We start from the raw sequence: 16,383 nt of genomic DNA, 5'->3' as shown, positions 1-16,383 counted from the left end.
AAGGTTAATACATTCTAATTTGAAAGCAACGCTAAATTTTTCTTTTCTATACATAAAAAAATGCCCCTAAAAAGTGTCTAACTTTTTGGGGGCAGTCCAAACGGGCAGGATTTATATCTAAAATTCAAGTCAAAAATTATTCCCACTCAATCGTTGCAGGTGGTTTGCTTGAAATATCGTAAGCTACTCTATTGATTCCTCTTACTTCGTTGATGATTCTGCTTGACACAGTATCTAAGAACTCATAAGGAAGTCTGCTCCATGTTGCCGTCATAAAGTCGATGGTATTAGCAGAACGAACTACCGCTGTGTATTCGTAAGTTCTTTCATCACCCATTACTCCTACAGATTTTACAGGAAGCAATACTACGAAAGCCTGGGATACTTTTTCGTAAAGGTCGTTTTTGTATAGTTCTTCGATGAAGATATCATCAGCTTCCTGAAGGATTCTTACTTTTTCTGCATCTACAGCCCCCAATACTCTGATTCCTAATCCAGGTCCTGGGAAAGGGTGTCTGTATACCATGTGGTGAGGAATTCCTAATTCTTCTCCTACTCTTCTCACTTCGTCTTTGAAAAGCTCTCTTAATGGCTCTAACAATTCGAATTCCATATCTTCAGGAAGTCCGCCCACGTTATGGTGAGACTTGATTACTGCAGATGGTCCGTTTACAGACTGGCTTTCGATAACGTCAGGGTAAATGGTTCCCTGAGCCAAGAATTTAGCCCCTTCAATTTTGTGAGATTCTTCATCAAATACATGGATAAACTCATTTCCGATAGCTTTTCTCTTCGCTTCAGGATCATCTACTCCAGCTAATTTTGAAAGGAATCTTTCTCTGGCATCCACCATTTTAATGTTCATATGGAAATGCTCTCCATACTGATCCATTACTTTCTTACCTTCATCCTTTCTCAATAATCCTGTATCTACGAAAATACAAGTTAACTGATCTCCGATTGCTTTATGGATCAAAACTGCAGCGACAGAAGAGTCAACACCTCCTGAAAGACCAAGGATCACTTTGTTATCCCCTACTTTTTCACGGATTTCTTCTACTGTTTTCTCAATATAGTTCGTCAGTTTCCAGTTTTTCTCTGAATTACAGATTCCAAATACGAAGTTCTCAAGCATTTTTCCTCCTTCTTCCGTATGGGAAACTTCCGGGTGAAACTGAACGCAGAATATTTTTTTGTCTTCATTAGAAATGGAAGCAATAACTCCTGATTTTGCGTTTAATTCAAAACCTGCAGGTAACTCACCTACTTCATCAAAGTGGCTCATCCAAACTACAGAGTTCTGAGTTACGCCTTTTAATAAAGAGCTTTCTTTAACGATTTCAAGGCTGGCTTTTCCGTATTCTCCTTTTTCTCCTTTATTTACTTTTCCGCCTAAAAGGTGAGCAGTCATCTGCATTCCGTAACAAATTCCTAAAACCGGAACTCCCTGCTCATACAATTCTTTTTCAACCAGGTGAGCATTTTCTGCGTTTACAGAACTTGGTCCTCCGGAAAGGATAATTCCTTTTGGCTGTTTTGCTAAAATATCTTGTAAAGGTGTATTGAAAGGTAAGATTTCAGAGTACACGCCCATCTCACGGATTCTTCTTCCGATAAGCTGGTTGTACTGGGATCCGAAATCTAAAATAATAATACCGTTGTTCATTTTTGATAATTGATTTGTTTGAAAGATATCAGATTTCAGACAACAGATATCAGATTTGGGGTCTGAAGTCTGGAATCTGGCATCTGAACTCTTATTTCTAATATTAACTGTTTTACAAAAAAAGACTTGGAATGACTCCAAATCTTTTCTCGTGATTTTTATTAAAACTTTCCGATGTCTTCTCTGTAGAAGCCGTAATCGAAATGTACATGTCCTGCGTCTTCGTAAACTTTTTTGCGGGCATCATCGAAAGTAGCTCCGGTAGCTACAATGTTCAATACTCTACCTCCATTGGAAACCACTTTGTCTCCTTTTTTGATAGCTCCTGCATATAATAGTTTACTATGTTTTACTTTGTCTTCTCCTGTAATTTCGAAACCTGTTTCAATGTTTCTTGGATAGCCACCTGAACACATGACAAGACAAACTGCTTTTTCGTCTTTAAACTTAAGCTCAATGTCTTTTCCGTCCATACAGTCCTGGATCACATCTAAAAGATTGTTTTCCATAAGCGCCATCAATACCTGAGTTTCAGGATCTCCGAATCTCATGTTGTATTCAAGAAGATAAGCTCCGTTCTTAGTTACCATTAATCCGAAGAAAATGATTCCTTTGAAACTGAATCCTTCTGCTTTAAGACCTTTAATAGTAGGTTCTAAAATATTTTGTTCAAAATCAGCGTAGTGCTCCTGAGTAAACTCTGGGCTTGGTGCCACTGAACCCATCCCTCCTGTATTGGGTCCTGTATCTCCGTTTCCTGCTTTTTTATAATCTTTTGCAGCTACACATGGGAAAAGTTTTTCACCATTAGAGAAAGCAATGATAGAAGCTTCAAAACCTTGTAAATATTCTTCAATCACCAAACGGATTCCTGCATCTCCATAGATTCTTCTGATCATGAAGTCGTGGATAGTAGCTTCAGCTTCTTCAAGGGTATCACAGATAACAACTCCTTTTCCACCTGCTAACCCACTTGCCTTGATCACTAAAGGATATTGCTGTGTTTGTACATATTCTTTAGCATCGTTATATGAATCAAATACTACCGCTTTAGCTGTTTTGATATCATAGGTCTGCATAAATTTCTTAGAAAAAGCCTTGCTTCCTTCCAGGCTTGCTACTTTCTGAGTAGGTCCGAAAACCTTAAGGTCATGTTTTTTAAACTCATCTTTGATCCCAGCTACCAATGGTGCTTCCGGTCCAACGATCGTTAAATCAACCTTTTCTTTAATAGCGAAATCTCTAAGTTCTTTGATTTCTGATAAATGAACATTTTTCCCTATTGCATCGGTAGTAGCATTCCCGTTAGCAAAAAACATTTTAGAAATTCTCGGGTCATTCTGAAGCTTTGCTGCTAAAGCAGATTCTCTACCGCCTTCACCTATGATTAATATTCTCATACTTTATTTATTATCTAGTCTTATTCTACAAATATATAATTTTGGATGTTAAAATTACCATCCAAAATTATTTTTTAACTCTATTTTAATTAGTGGAAAAAGTGTCTAACCCCAGTAAACATCATTGGGATTTTGTGCTCATTAGCAGCTTCAATGCTGTCCTGATCTTTTACACTTCCTCCTGGCTGGATGATTGCTTTGATACCTTCCTGAGCGCAGAAATCTACTACGTCACGGAAAGGGAAAAATGCATCAGATGCCAATACTAAATCTCCTGTGAATTTTTCTTTTGCTCTTTCGATTGCCTGCTGTGTAGCCCAGATTCTGTTAACCTGTCCACCTCCGATTCCGAAAGCCTGGATTCCATTGGAAACAACAATAGCATTAGATTTCACATATTTTACTACTCTCTGAGAGAAAAGCAATGCTTTTTTCTGTTCTTCTGTAGGCTGAGTTTCAGTTACTACTTTGATATCATCAGAGAAATGTAAATCATTATCCTGAACCAGGATACCACCATCTACTTTTACCCAAGTCTTTTTATCAGAAACAGGGTTTACGATTTTGATGATTCTCAGGTTTTTCTTTTTTCTTAAAACTTCAAGAGCTTCTTCGTCGAAATCCGGAGCCATTACAATCTCAAGGAAAGTTTTGTTTAGCTCTTCAGCTGTTGCAGCATCAATCTTGTAGTTCATTGCAACAATTCCGCCAAAGATGGAAACCGGATCACATTCGAAAGTTTTTTGGTATGTTTCCAATGCTGATGTACCTATCGCAACTCCACAAGGGGTAGAGTGTTTTACGGCACAACAAGCCATTTCTTCTTTGAACTCAGTGACTACTTTCCAGCAAAGGTCCATATCACGAAGGTTGTTGAAAGAAAGTTCTTTACCTCCAAGCTGCTCGAAGTCTTTCATTGCTCCGTTCTCGAAAGTAGAAACATAGTAAGCTGCCGACTGGTGAGGGTTTTCACCGTATCTAAGATCAGAAACTTTTTTGTAAGATGCATTTAAATACGTTGGATATTCCTCATCTAAAAGCATTCTTGAAATAGCAGCATCATAAGCTGATGTAAGGTTGAATACTTTTCCTGCAAGCTTCTTACGGGTTTCAATGTAAGTATCCCCGTTTTGTTCCATTTCAATTTTTACCGTTGTATAATCTTCTACATCAGTAATTACCGTAACAGAATCAAAGTTTTTTGCTGCAGAACGAAGCATAGACGGACCACCGATATCGATAAACTCTACTTTCTCGTGTAACGAAATGTCTTTGTTCACGTTTTCGAAGAAAGGATAAAGGTTTACGATTACCATGTCAATCAGACCAATTCCGTGTTCCTGAACGGTTTTCATGTGCTCTTCGTTGGTACGAACCGCTAACAATCCACCGTGAACTTTTGGGTGTAAAGTTTTTACTCTACCGTCCAACATTTCAGGAAAATTGGTTACCTCATCAATCTGAATTGGATTTAAACCAGCGTCTTTCAAATGTTTGAACGTTCCTCCTGTGGAGATCAACTCATAATTCTGAGCTTCCAAAAACTGTGCGAATTCAATTAATCCACTTTTGTCAGAAACACTGATTAAAACTCTCTTTTTACTCATTACTTTCAATTTTTACTTTTCACAGTTATTTCAAACTGTATCCGGGTCTTTCACCTCCGGATTACTTTTTATTTTACTTAGATTTTTAACCATCCCGTCAAAAATTAAAAATTTTTGACACCCTTCCAGAGGAGGGGAATTTTACTCATTATTAATTCCCTAAGACCTTATTTATCGCTAGCGGAAATATTTCATATTCAATCTTGTGAACTTTCTGAGCTAATGTTTCAGGAGTATCTTCTGCTGTTACTTCAAAAGATTTCTGAAGAATAGCTTCTCCTTCATCAATACCCGGAGTTACAAAATGCACTGTTGCCCCACTCTCTACTTCTTTAGCCTCAATCACTGCATTATGAACGTTCATTCCCCACATTCCTTTTCCTCCGAATTTCGGAAGCAATGCCGGATGAATATTGATTATTTTACCATTCCAGTTTTCACAGAATTCAGGTTTTAAAATGGATAGGAATCCTGCCAATACGATAAGATCCGTATCTTGTGGGATTACGTTAGCCAATTCACTGCTGAAGTTCTTTCCTCTTGGAATAAGTATGCTTTCTATATTATGATTCTTCGCTCTTTCCAATCCGTAGCATTCTCTGTCTGCCACCACTAAAACCACTTTTGCGTTTTGGATCTCTCCGGCTTCGATGGTATCAATGATTCTTTGGAGATTACTTCCTGAACCGGATACAAGTACAACAATGTTCTTCATATTTTTTTGGCAGCCTTGTCAAGGTTTAAAACCTTGACAAGGCTTTATTTTAAATACATCTTTCAGTTTCCTGTCTGATATCTATTCAATTTATTTTTTTACTACCCGGTGAGTTCCGTCTAATCTTTCTATTTCCTCCACATAAAATCTGGGAGCGGAATCACTGCATCCTGATCTTGAATTCTGTTCCAAACTACCTTTCAATCTATATGTCATGTAATATTGATCGGTCCGATTATCATAAAAATAATCTTTAAAATCGATGGGATCAAGACTATTTTCTGTTTCAGGATTTATATCTTTTCCTAATAAAAAGTTATATCGTGAATCGCTTACTTTTTCAACTTTGGCGTCATCATTTTCGTCTCCGCAGACATATTGCATAAATGTAGCTTCGATGATGATAAGTTCTCCTAAAGATGTTTTATGTTTCCAGCTATTAAATCCCCAATATCCGACTCCCAGGAGTACTATTATTATGAGACAATAACGGATGGGGTTCTTCATTTTATAAGGTAACAGCCTAACAATATAACGACGATTTTAATTGTTAGATTGTTATAGTGATAAATTGATTTTTTCTGCTCCTTCAGTGATTTCTCCGATTTCGTAAGCATCATCTAAAAGGTGTAATACTTTTTCAGCATGTTCAGCATCTACTACGATTACCATTCCTACACCCATGTTGAAAGTACCGTGCATTTCTTCACGAGCAATTCCACCTCTCTTCTCCAGTTCAAGCATTACACTTGGAATTCTGATTTTGGAACCGTCAATAGAAGCACAAAGTCCTTCAGGAATGATTCTTGGAACGTTTTCGTATAATCCACCACCTGTAATGTGAGCAATTCCACCTACTTTTACTTCTTCCAATACTTTATGAATATCTTTGAAATATAGTCTTGTTGGTACTAAAAGGGTTTCGTATAATGGTTTTCCTTCAAACTCCTCTTCGAAGTTCGGGAATACTTTTCTTACTAAAGAGAATCCGTTAGAATGGAATCCTGAGCTTGGCAATGCGATAATTTTATTACCTGCCTTAATGTTTGAACCATCAATGATCTGATCTTTTTCTACGATTCCTACACAGAATCCTGCAACATCATAATCACCCGGCTGGTACATTCCCGGCATTTCAGCAGTTTCCCCACCGATTAGTGCACAGTTGTTATCTTTACAGGCATTCACCATTCCTAAAACGATTTCTGCTGCAATTTCAGAATCCAGCTTTCCACAAGCTAAATAATCTAAGAAGAACAAAGGTTTTGCCCCGTGACAAAGAATATCGTTAGCACACATTGCGAAACAGTCTACTCCGATAGAGTCATATTTTTTGGTATCCAAAGCTACTTTCAGCTTAGTTCCTACCCCGTCTGTTCCTGAAACAAGAACTGGGTTTTTGTATCCACCGATTTCGTAGAAAGCACCAAAGCTTCCCAAATGGTTCAATACATTGGAATTATGGGTTTCACCCACTGCTTTTTTAATCTTGTCAACCGTTTTGTATCCTTCTTCTTTGTCTACTCCTGCTGATTTGTAAGTGTTGCTCATGTCTGCTTAGATTTTTTAGATAATATGTTTCAGATCTCAGACTATTGATGATCCGGTGTCTGTCACCTTACTATCTTTTATATTTCAATTTACTTTTTATTTCAAATTTAGAAAACAAAAAAGCCGACAATCTTTTCAGATTATCGGCCGTTATTTTATCTCAGAATTTCAGAGCCCACAATTTTCCCTTTATGAGAAAAACATTGTTTATAGGAGGTCTGAATTTTCATCTCTTTTCTTTTTGCAAAAATAGTAATTTTAAATGAATATTCAAATTCTATTTTTCAAGGATGGTTTCAATAGCCGCAATCTTCTTTACTTTTTCTTTTAATTCACTGTCTTTCTCTGCATTAGAAATCTTTTGCACAGATTTATCAAAGTTATCATTGAAGAAAGGAAGCGAGAATGTTTCCACCACATTTCCACCGTGAAAAGGGAAACGCTTGGATGCTGCTTCCAAAACTCCAGCTCCACCTCTACCTCCAGGTGATGTAGCCATCAATAGCATTGGTACTTCATTCCATACAGTTCTGTCTTTGATTCTTGATACCCAGTCGAACACATTTTTGAATGCTGTAGAATACGTACCATTGTGTTCCCCTAAAGAAACCAACAGTAGATCTGCTCCATCAATTTTTGCTGCAAAATCATGAGCTTCCTGAGGAACTCCACCTGCTAATTCTCTTTCATGTTTATAGATTGGCATTTCGAAAGGATTTAAATCAATTACTTCTACTTCTGCTTTATCAAATAATGTTGATGCATAAGCTACCAACTGCTTGTTCATTGAAACTTCTGAGTTACTTCCTGCTATTGCTAAGATCTTCATATATCGTATTTATTTTTAAGTTATACAGAAGCATCACCCGGATTTCCCAATGATGCTTCTATATTATTTTTAATTTTTAAGGATACAAATTTAGTTTTTTATTTAAGATAAGACGGTAATTCCATTGGGACTTCCATCAATAATATTTCTGCATCTTCTACTGCTTCGATATTAAAGCTTTGCGTATCCCAGATTCCCAATCCGTCTCTTTCATTAAGTACACGGTCTCCTACTTTTGCACTTCCTTTTAAAACAAATGCGTAAACTCCGTTTCCTTTTTTATTCAGCATATAGTTTTTCCCGTTTCCTTTTTTAAAGTTCGCCAGGTTAAACCATGCGTCCTGATGAATCCAGACTCCGTCATCATTTTTATTAGGAGATAGAATCTGTTGGAATCCATTCATTTTCTCACCTTCTTTGATGCTTTTCTGGTCATATCTCGGCTCTACACCCACCTCTTTTGGGAAAACCCAGATCTGTAAGAATTTTACCTCTTCGTCTTTATTTTTGTTGTATTCACTATGTTGCACTCCGGTTCCGGCACTCATTACCTGAATTTCGCCTTTTTTGATGACCGCAGTAGTCCCCATTGAATCTTTGTGTTCCAAATCACCTTCTAAAGGAATGGAAATAATTTCCATATCTCTGTGTGGGTGTGTCCCGAATCCCATCCCCTGAGACACGGTATCGTCGTTCAATACTCTTAATACTCCAAAGTTCATTCTGTCATTGTTCTGATAGTTTGCAAAACTGAATGTGTGGTAAGAGTTTAACCAACCATGATTAGCATGGCCTCTTGAATCTGCTTTATGATATACTGTTTTCATTTCTGTGATTATTTATGGTACAAATGTACGGGATGTGAGAGTGAAAAAAGTTGATATAGGATAAGAAAGAAGATAGGGCCCGATCTACTGTTTTTTCTTTTTTCGATAAAAAAAATTTCTTTAAAATATTAAATTTCATTTTTTTAATCTGTCATCATCCCTCATTCTTCGCTACCAAAGGGCTTCCAAAGATATGTTTACGGTGATTTTCACCCCAGTCTTTTAAAGATTCTACCACTGTTGTTAATGTTTCTGCATGGGTCGTGATATAATATTCTATACTCACCGGATAGGTGTCTTTTACGATTCTTTCCACCAAACCGTTTTGTTCAAGCTCTTTTAGTTCTTTTGCCAACACTTTTGATGTCAGTTTCGGAATACTCCTTTCAATTTCAGTAAAACGTTTGTTTCCTGCATTTAATGAAACGATGATAAGTAATTTCCATTTTCCGCTTATCACATCCAGTGTATCACGGACTGGTTTCAAGATCTGTAAACATTCTTTATGATTGTTCTGTTTTTCCATTTTCACTTTCCTTTAGGTAACTGCTATACTTTGGAAAGTGAATTTACAATAATTTTGTCATCAGTAAAAACAAAAAATTCAAAAAATGACTACCATTTTAAATATTAAAACAAGCATCAACGGAGAAAACTCTGCTAGCAATCAACTTTCTGAAGTTGTTATCAATCAATTATTAGAAATACATCCTGACAGTAAAGTTATGGTTCGTGATCTGGCATCAGATCCTATTCCTCATATGCAAACCACGCATTTTTTATCTTTTGAAATCCCTCATGAAGAAAGAAATAATGAACAGAAAGAAGCTTCAAAGTATTCCGATCAGGCTTTAAAAGAAATTGAAGAGGCAGATATTCTTGTTATTGGAGTTCCTTTTTATAATTTCAGTTTCCCTTCAACTTTAAAGTCATGGATTGACCATATTTCGATTCCGGGGAAAACATTTTCCTATGCTGGCGGTGTTTTGAAAGGTCTTTTAAAAAACAAAAAGGTATATCTGAATTTTGCAATCGGCGGAGTGTACGAAGATAAAGGTATCATTGATCAGATGGAATCTTATTTAAGAACCTTATTGGGGTTTATCGGGATTACAGATATTGAGGTATTCAGAAGTGAGGGAATGTCTCTTCCCGAAATAAGAGAGGAAAATTTATCAAAAACAGTTGCAGAGATTGAAACGGTTTTAGCATAATAAATACCGATAGAGACTACCGTTAAGTTTTGGCTAAAGCCAATGGAAGGTATCTAAAATATGAAAGCGGGCTAAAGCCCGCTTCTATTGAATTTTAATCTTATTATTTATCGTATACAATTTATAAATATGATATATTCTTCTTCATAAGTCAATGTCTGACTTAATTTCTCATTAAAAATGTACCTGTTTAATTTCTTCTTCGATTTCTTTAGGGGTTTCATCTTCAGATTTAACGAAGATCATAGTTACCACAGCACCAATTAACATACATACACCTCCTACCACTACATAATCCATGGCCTGCTTTCCGAAAATACCGCTCACAATAGGTCCTCCAAACAGACCGTTGATGATCTGTGGAATCACAATAAAGAAGTTGAATATTCCCATATAAACACCCATTTTTCTCTGTGGAATCACTTCAATCAGCATAGCGTAAGGCATTGCCAAAATACTTGCCCAGGCAAATCCTAAACCGATCATAGAAATCCATAGATTATCTACCTCTTTGATGAAGTACATGGAGATCAATCCTAATCCTCCGCACAGCAAAGCTAAGGCGTGGGTTTGTTTTTTACCAATCCATTTAGCAATAGGTGTTAAGAGAAATGCGAATGGGATTGCCCAAAGGTTATACATCCCAAAGAGTTTACCCGTTAAATCTCCAGCATCATTGAATGCCTTCGAGTGAGTATCTTCAGGAGAAAGCCCCAAATGATGAGTTGCCAGTGCACTGGTTGTAAATACCCACATCGTAAATAAGGCAAACCACGAAAAAAACTGAACAATTCCCAGATTTTTCATCTGTGCAGGAATGGCTGCAAAATCTTTAAAAATGTCTGAAAATTTAGATTTTTCATATTCTATTTCTTTGCCGTCTTCAAATGCAGCAAATTCTTCCGGAGAATATTCTTTAGTAGTAATGATGGTATACAAAATAGATATGATCAGCAGTACCGCTCCTACATAAAAGGAATAGATCACATTGTCAGCAACAAAACCTTTAGGTGCTACATTGGAAACTCCCAATTTCGTCAGCCAATCCGGTAAATAAGAACCCAGCACTGCTCCAAATCCAATCAGAATGGTTTGTACTGAAAAACCTATCGTTCCCTGATGTTTCGGAAGCATATCTCCCACTAAAGCTCTGAAAGGCTCCATGGCAACATTCACGGAAGCATCCATCATTGCAAGAAAGATTACTGCCAGTAAAAGGGCATTGGCTGCAAACATCTGAGTTACAGAAGCTGCATTAGGGAGTAAGACCAATCCAATGGAACACAAAATGGCTCCAATCAGGAAATAAGGTTTTCTTCTTCCCAACGGACTCCAGGTATTATCCCCCATATGACCAATAATAGGCTGAACAATAAGTCCTGTGATTGGAGCTACCAGCCAGAACCACGACAGTTCGTGAACGTCTGCTCCTAAATTGGCAAGAATACGGCTTGCATTTCCATTCTGTAATCCGAATGCCATTTGGATTCCCAGGAATCCCATACTCATATTGATGATCTGAGTAAGTGAAAGTTCCGGTTTCATTTTTCCAGCCATTGCTATTTTTATGCTTATTTTGTTTTTAATTCTTTAATCAAAACATCTTCAAGAGCAGCTTTTTCAGCTACCACTTTATCTACAACATCGTTAGGAACCGTCATAGAAAGGACGTACTGTTTTACTTTCCATTGTCCATTGATCTTTTCCACAATTCCTGAACCACGGCAGATTTTCATCTGAGTATCCAGTAATTCATCAAACCAAGCCAGTTTTCCGTCCTTACTGAAGTGGATATTTCTTTTCAATGCGGTAAAATTCCAGGTTCTCTTTTTATCGAAATGAGGCTTTGCCCAAACCATAAATTCTTTTTTATTCCAGATCTCTGTGGCATCTGTTCCGATAAAGGTAGATTCATCAGCAAAAAAATTGAAATACCCCGTATAATCAGCTTTAGCAGCTGCTACGTTAAAAGCATCAAGCATAGTGCTGATTTCTGATTTTTCTTTTTCAAATGTTTTGTTTGACTGTGCAGACAACATTGTAAATCCGAATAAAAACAGGATGAGTGTATGAACGGCTATTAATTTTTTCATAGGTATTATTTATTTTTCAAGTTCAATAATCAATGGTGTTTTGGCAGGAATTGTCAAAGTATTCTGTAATGAGAATTCTTTTCCTGAGATCACCTCTTTTCCTTTGGAAAATCCTTTTAATGATTCTTCAAAATATTTTAAGTCTAACGTCTGATCTTTTGTATTATTGTTGATGACCATCATCACACTTTCCTTATCATTATATCTGAAATAAGTAAAAATATCATCCTTTGGAACAAAATTTTTCGTTTTTCCAGTATGAATGACTTCTTTTCCTTTTCTCCAGTTCAATAATTTCTGAGTAAACTGATAGAATTCTTTTTGTTCAGAGGTTTGCGTTGCAGGATTGAATGCATTCTGTTTATCAGTTTTCCAGCCACCAGGAAAGTCTCTGCGGATATCTGCATCCCCTCCTTTCTCTTTATTTCCACGCATTCCTACTTCTGAGCCATAATAGATCTGAGGAATTCCGCGAACAGTTGAGATCAGGGTTAATCCCATTTTGTAGGCATTAGGATCTGCATTGAAGATTTCATTCCATCTTTCAGTGTCGTGATTTTCAAAAAAGACCATGACATTATTGATATCCGGATAAAGGAAATCGCTACTCAAAGATTCGTAAAGCTTTATCAATCCTTTGTTCCAGCTTTCTTTTTCTTTAAAAGCATTCGGCATCTCTCCAAACAGCATAAAATCCATTACAGATGGCAGGTTTGAATTGTATCCCGCTGCTTCACCTGTCTTAGAATTTTTCTGCCAGGCTGAAATCTGTCCTGCGGTCCCAAGCCATGTTTCTCCTACGATATTGAACTTAGGATATTCATCAGTAATAGCTTTTGCCCATTTCGCCATAGCTTCCTTATCATTGTAAGGATAAGTATCTACACGGAAACCACCTAATTCAGCATATTCGATCCACCAGATAGCATTTTGGGTCAGGTATTTTAAAACCAGCGGATTTTTCTGGTTAATATCCGGCATTGTTTTATCAAACCACCCATCCAAAGCATATTTTTTATCTATTTCTGAAGCATTGGTATCAAACTGAGTGGAAATTTTATAATTGGATCTTTTAAACCCATTTTCACCTTCTTTGAACAGGTGAATCCAATCTTTGGTTGGCAAATCTTTTATCATCCAATGGGAAACACCCCAATGATTGGTAACATAATCCATTACCAGTTTCATATTCCTTTTATTGAGCTCCTGGGAAAGCTTTTTGTAATCTTCATTGGTTCCGTAGCGGGCATCAATTTTATAAAGGTCAGTTTGGGCATATCCGTGATAAGAGTATACTTTTTCATTATCCTCATTCACTGGTGTTAGCCAAACAGCCGTTGCTCCCAGATTCTGAATATAGTCCAGGTTATTGATGATTCCCTGAAGGTCACCACCATGCCTTCCATTAGGCAAATTACGATCTCCTTTTTCAGTTAAGTCGGGAACGGAATCATTTTTTTCATTTCCGTTGGCAAAACGATCAGGCATTATGAGGTACATTACATCTTTTGAAGTATAAGATTCCCGGTCTGCAGACCCAGAATTTCTCTGCTTCAGTTCGTAGGTGTAAGAACCAAGATTCTTTTTATCTTTTCCAATGTTGATTGTAAACTTCGGAACGTTGATTTCATTGGTGTTAACTGTAATAAAAACATAGTTCGGACTTTCAACTTTCTGAATGTCTTTAATCTTTACTCCATCTGAAAGTGAAATCTCATGATTGGCAATTCCTTTTCCATAAACAAGGATCTGAAGTTCAGGATTTTTCATTCCCTTCCACCAGAAAGCCGGTTCTACTTTTTCCAATGTTTTGGATTGGGAAAAAGCGATTGTGGCAGCTGAAAGGGCAAAAATAGTATATATTCTTCTCATAGCTTAGTCTTAATCTTCCATGTAACCATCAGCTGTGTACTATAAAATGTCGTTAAGAATACTATTGATTATTTTGAAAACCAACAAGTTACACCAAACAATACAACAATTTAAGTATGAACAACTTAGCAGCAAATTACGAAAAATTTTTAGAGTTATTATAAAATGATCAGCAGAATTTTCTTTTATTTATGAGTCCTATAGGATTCTTTGACTTGATAAAATTTAAACAGACTCTCTGCCCATTATTACGCTTTATTGTAAAGGATAAATCGGAATATTTCACAATTTCCATTATATTTTTTATTAAATTTCCATTAAAACATGTATTAAATCCAATATTAAATCTAAAAAATTCCCATTTTATCCGTTTAATGCTTAATTTTACAGAAAAAATGTTTGATTTTAGTAAAATGTTTGAAAGTGATGGACCGGATATTGTTTATCCTTGGGCCATACCTATGTTTGCGGGTATCATCTTTATAGAAATGGCATATAGTCACTTCAATAAAGATAAGCTTTACGAGACTAAAGATGTGGCAACCAATGTGCTTTTAGCGCTTTTAAATTATAGCCTGGATATCATTATGAAAGGGTTTTCTATGCTCGTTATGATGTTCTTTTACTATCATCGTATTTTTGATTGGGAAGTTGGGATCTGGTACTGGATTGCAGTATTCCTGGCCCAGGATTTTGCTTATTATGTCCACCATTATGTAGACCATCATTCCCGTGTCTTCTGGGCGGTACACATTACCCATCACAATTCTGATTATTTCAATATCACCACAGGATTCAGAAGTCCTGTATTTCAGCCGCTGTACAGATATCTGTTCTTTTCCCCTCTGGCATTAGTGGGATTCCATCCGCTTCATGTAATGGTAGCTTATTCTGCTATTCAGATTTATGGAACCTTTGTACATACGCAATCTATCAAAAGCATGGGCTTCCTGGAATACATTTTGGTAACACCTTCTCACCATCGTGTGCATCATGCCTGTAACATCAAATACCTGGACCGTAATATGGGAATGGGATTGATTATCTGGGACAAAATCTTCGGAACTTTTGAAAAGGAAGATCCGGAAGTGCCTGTAAAATATGGGATCTATCCTAAAATGAAGTCTAAAGATCCTGCTACAGTACTGTTTTATGAATGGAGAAGAATTGGGAAGGACCTTAAGCAACCAGGACTTTCTTTCAAAGATCGTCTGAAATACCTCTTCTACTCACCGGGATGGAGACATGACGGTACCGGAAAAACAGTGAAGCAGTTCCAGAGGGAATACAAAGAGAAAATAAAAAATAAGCCGCTACCTGTTCAGAATGAGCATACGGAAGCTACAGAACCGGAATACACTCCGAATTAGAATATAAAAACCCCAAGCTACTTAGCCTGGGGTTTTTTATTATGTGCTTATATATAATTTTACACTGTTGTTAATCTGACAAAAGAGGAGCATCATTTTTCATTTCACTTCATAAACTACGTTCGCAAACCTTCAGTTTGCATTCAGAACAACAGAGCACAATAGCCATAGTGGTTTATCTTAATTATTAAGATTTTATTCTTTATTACCTATTGATCTTTCTGCAATTTTACTGGCCAGCCAGCTCACATAAAACAATTGAAAACTATGGTACACCATTACCGGAAGCAGAAATAATACTTTTTTGTCATCAGGAATATTCAAAACCAATAGAAAAAGGCTTCCATGAACAAGTGATTTTTTTGAGCCACAGAAAGTGACTGTAATAGTATCTTTAGCATTGAACTTCATCTTTCCTGAAATCAATTTAAGGATATTGTAAACTGCAAAAAACAGGAAAACCACACTGAAAGCCAGTATTAAAAATATAACTGGTGGAACAGAACTGAAAATATTTTCTATAAATGCTGTTGAAAAACTTTCATAAACAATTAACAGAATAATAAGTTTGTCGAATTCTGCAATGATATTTGAATATTTTGTCACCCATTTTTTGAAAACAGGATTGAATATAATTCCTAAAACAATGGGTAACAAAACTTTCATCAAAAGTTGTTGCATCACTTCACCCTGATCTCCTGAACCTGATTGTGAAGTTAAGAAAAAGCTCATCAGAAGAGGCGTCATCACAATCCCTATCAACCCTGAAATAGAAGCATTGAAAATTGCGGAAGTCACATTTCCTTTTGCTATAGACACCATTACTACAGACGATGAAACGGTAGAAGGCAAAGTGGCCAGGAAAAATATGGAAAGCCAGATTTCATAATATTCTGTTCCTTTCACCAGAGGGTAAAAGATCAATACCAATAACGGAAAAAGAATAAATGTTCCGGACTGAATCAACAAATGCAGCTTCCAGTTTGAGATATCTTTTACTACTTCTTTGAGATTAAGCTTAAGTCCATACAATAAAAAAATCGCAGCAATTCCCCAATCTATAAAGGCGGAAAGATTGAAATACTGATTGTAGGATTTATCAAAAGGGATCAGTTTACCCATTACAACCATCCCCATCAGCAGGAAAAGAAAAACATTCTGTTTATTAAAAACTTTAGCCATCAGCATTACAATACAAGATTAAGAAATAAAAAAATCCTTAAAGGGTTAGCCTTTAAG

General features: G+C 36.6%; 15 protein-coding genes. 2 read left to right on the top strand and 13 right to left on the bottom strand.

Features of this window, described 5'->3' with window-relative positions; translation table 11 throughout:
- Nucleotides 1–136: 136 nt before the first annotated feature.
- The 9 genes from guaA to DRF65_RS12650 form a co-directional block, all read right to left on the bottom strand.
- On the bottom strand, nt 137–1,666 hold the full coding sequence (gene guaA / locus DRF65_RS12695; RefSeq protein WP_115971129.1) for a glutamine-hydrolyzing GMP synthase: 1,530 nt from the start codon (nt 1,664–1,666) through the stop codon (nt 137–139).
- Nucleotides 1,667–1,827: 161 nt separating this feature from the next.
- Nucleotides 1,828–3,066 (bottom strand): phosphoribosylamine--glycine ligase, encoded by a 1,239-nt coding sequence (purD, locus tag DRF65_RS12690; RefSeq protein WP_115971128.1) that lies wholly within the window; start codon nt 3,064–3,066, stop codon nt 1,828–1,830.
- Between the two features lie 89 nt (nt 3,067–3,155).
- Complete coding sequence (gene purH, locus DRF65_RS12685; protein WP_115971127.1) at nt 3,156–4,673, bottom strand: bifunctional phosphoribosylaminoimidazolecarboxamide formyltransferase/IMP cyclohydrolase; 1,518 nt, start codon at nt 4,671–4,673, stop codon at nt 3,156–3,158.
- Nucleotides 4,674–4,824: 151 nt separating this feature from the next.
- On the bottom strand, nt 4,825–5,388 hold the full coding sequence (purN, locus tag DRF65_RS12680; RefSeq protein ID WP_115971126.1) for a phosphoribosylglycinamide formyltransferase: 564 nt from the start codon (nt 5,386–5,388) through the stop codon (nt 4,825–4,827).
- Nucleotides 5,389–5,478: 90 nt separating this feature from the next.
- The gene (locus DRF65_RS12675; RefSeq protein ID WP_115971125.1) at nt 5,479–5,895 is read right to left on the bottom strand and encodes a hypothetical protein; all 417 of its coding nucleotides are present in this window, start codon (nt 5,893–5,895) and stop codon (nt 5,479–5,481) included.
- Nucleotides 5,896–5,946: 51 nt separating this feature from the next.
- Complete coding sequence (gene purM, locus DRF65_RS12670; RefSeq protein ID WP_115971124.1) at nt 5,947–6,939, bottom strand: phosphoribosylformylglycinamidine cyclo-ligase; 993 nt, start codon at nt 6,937–6,939, stop codon at nt 5,947–5,949.
- 277 nt (nt 6,940–7,216) lie between these two features.
- Nucleotides 7,217–7,768 carry an NADPH-dependent FMN reductase gene (locus DRF65_RS12660; RefSeq protein WP_115971122.1) on the bottom strand — a complete coding sequence of 184 codons (552 nt, stop codon included), beginning with the start codon at nt 7,766–7,768 and terminating at the stop codon, nt 7,217–7,219.
- Nucleotides 7,769–7,866: 98 nt separating this feature from the next.
- Nucleotides 7,867–8,595, bottom strand: coding sequence for a pirin family protein (locus tag DRF65_RS12655; protein WP_115971121.1), 729 nt, complete (start codon nt 8,593–8,595; stop codon nt 7,867–7,869).
- Between the two features lie 154 nt (nt 8,596–8,749).
- The gene (locus DRF65_RS12650) at nt 8,750–9,121 is read right to left on the bottom strand and encodes a winged helix-turn-helix transcriptional regulator (protein ID WP_115971120.1); all 372 of its coding nucleotides are present in this window, start codon (nt 9,119–9,121) and stop codon (nt 8,750–8,752) included.
- Between the two features lie 85 nt (nt 9,122–9,206).
- Between DRF65_RS12650 and DRF65_RS12645 the strand changes: the two genes are divergently transcribed.
- Nucleotides 9,207–9,809, top strand: coding sequence for an FMN-dependent NADH-azoreductase (locus DRF65_RS12645; RefSeq protein WP_115971119.1), 603 nt, complete (start codon nt 9,207–9,209; stop codon nt 9,807–9,809).
- Between the two features lie 174 nt (nt 9,810–9,983).
- Here DRF65_RS12645 and DRF65_RS12640 read toward each other — a convergent pair whose 3' ends face one another.
- From DRF65_RS12640 to DRF65_RS12630, 3 genes are read right to left on the bottom strand one after another with little or no spacing between them, the layout of a single operon-like run.
- Nucleotides 9,984–11,366 (bottom strand): MFS transporter, encoded by a 1,383-nt coding sequence (locus DRF65_RS12640; protein ID WP_115971118.1) that lies wholly within the window; start codon nt 11,364–11,366, stop codon nt 9,984–9,986.
- Nucleotides 11,367–11,380: 14 nt separating this feature from the next.
- The gene (locus DRF65_RS12635) at nt 11,381–11,902 is read right to left on the bottom strand and encodes a nuclear transport factor 2 family protein (protein WP_115971117.1); all 522 of its coding nucleotides are present in this window, start codon (nt 11,900–11,902) and stop codon (nt 11,381–11,383) included.
- 9 nt (nt 11,903–11,911) lie between these two features.
- On the bottom strand, nt 11,912–13,774 hold the full coding sequence (locus DRF65_RS12630) for a glycoside hydrolase family 13 protein (protein ID WP_115971116.1): 1,863 nt from the start codon (nt 13,772–13,774) through the stop codon (nt 11,912–11,914).
- A 395-nt stretch (nt 13,775–14,169) separates the two neighbouring features.
- Between DRF65_RS12630 and DRF65_RS12625 the strand changes: the two genes are divergently transcribed.
- Nucleotides 14,170–15,144, top strand: coding sequence for a sterol desaturase family protein (locus DRF65_RS12625; protein ID WP_115971138.1), 975 nt, complete (start codon nt 14,170–14,172; stop codon nt 15,142–15,144).
- A gap of 195 nt (nt 15,145–15,339) precedes the next feature.
- Here the strand turns inward: DRF65_RS12625 and DRF65_RS12620 are convergent, their stop codons facing one another.
- The gene (locus DRF65_RS12620) at nt 15,340–16,326 is read right to left on the bottom strand and encodes a bile acid:sodium symporter family protein (RefSeq protein WP_115971137.1); all 987 of its coding nucleotides are present in this window, start codon (nt 16,324–16,326) and stop codon (nt 15,340–15,342) included.
- Between the last annotated feature and the right edge of the window lie 57 nt (nt 16,327–16,383).

Source organism: Chryseobacterium pennae (genome assembly GCF_003385515.1).
GTDB lineage: Bacteria > Bacteroidota > Bacteroidia > Flavobacteriales > Weeksellaceae > Chryseobacterium > Chryseobacterium pennae.
This window is presented reverse-complemented; position numbering and strand designations above follow the sequence as displayed.

What these genes read in the sequence shown, in the direction of transcription:
- DRF65_RS12655 (WP_115971121.1), bottom strand. Translation starts at nt 8,595, where the DNA reads ATGAAAACAGTATATCATAAAGCAGATTCAAGAGGCCATGCTAATCAT.
- purH (WP_115971127.1), bottom strand. Translation starts at nt 4,673, where the DNA reads ATGAGTAAAAAGAGAGTTTTAATCAGTGTTTCTGACAAAAGTGGATTA.
- purM (WP_115971124.1), bottom strand. Translation starts at nt 6,939, where the DNA reads ATGAGCAACACTTACAAATCAGCAGGAGTAGACAAAGAAGAAGGATAC.
- purD (WP_115971128.1), bottom strand. Translation starts at nt 3,066, where the DNA reads ATGAGAATATTAATCATAGGTGAAGGCGGTAGAGAATCTGCTTTAGCA.
- DRF65_RS12675 (WP_115971125.1), bottom strand. Translation starts at nt 5,895, where the DNA reads ATGAAGAACCCCATCCGTTATTGTCTCATAATAATAGTACTCCTGGGA.
- DRF65_RS12645 (WP_115971119.1), top strand. Translation starts at nt 9,207, where the DNA reads ATGACTACCATTTTAAATATTAAAACAAGCATCAACGGAGAAAACTCT.
- DRF65_RS12650 (WP_115971120.1), bottom strand. Translation starts at nt 9,121, where the DNA reads ATGGAAAAACAGAACAATCATAAAGAATGTTTACAGATCTTGAAACCA.
- DRF65_RS12630 (WP_115971116.1), bottom strand. Translation starts at nt 13,774, where the DNA reads ATGAGAAGAATATATACTATTTTTGCCCTTTCAGCTGCCACAATCGCT.
- DRF65_RS12620 (WP_115971137.1), bottom strand. Translation starts at nt 16,326, where the DNA reads ATGGCTAAAGTTTTTAATAAACAGAATGTTTTTCTTTTCCTGCTGATG.
- DRF65_RS12635 (WP_115971117.1), bottom strand. Translation starts at nt 11,902, where the DNA reads ATGAAAAAATTAATAGCCGTTCATACACTCATCCTGTTTTTATTCGGA.
- purN (WP_115971126.1), bottom strand. Translation starts at nt 5,388, where the DNA reads ATGAAGAACATTGTTGTACTTGTATCCGGTTCAGGAAGTAATCTCCAA.
- guaA (WP_115971129.1), bottom strand. Translation starts at nt 1,666, where the DNA reads ATGAACAACGGTATTATTATTTTAGATTTCGGATCCCAGTACAACCAG.
- DRF65_RS12640 (WP_115971118.1), bottom strand. Translation starts at nt 11,366, where the DNA reads ATGGCTGGAAAAATGAAACCGGAACTTTCACTTACTCAGATCATCAAT.
- DRF65_RS12660 (WP_115971122.1), bottom strand. Translation starts at nt 7,768, where the DNA reads ATGAAGATCTTAGCAATAGCAGGAAGTAACTCAGAAGTTTCAATGAAC.
- DRF65_RS12625 (WP_115971138.1), top strand. Translation starts at nt 14,170, where the DNA reads ATGTTTGATTTTAGTAAAATGTTTGAAAGTGATGGACCGGATATTGTT.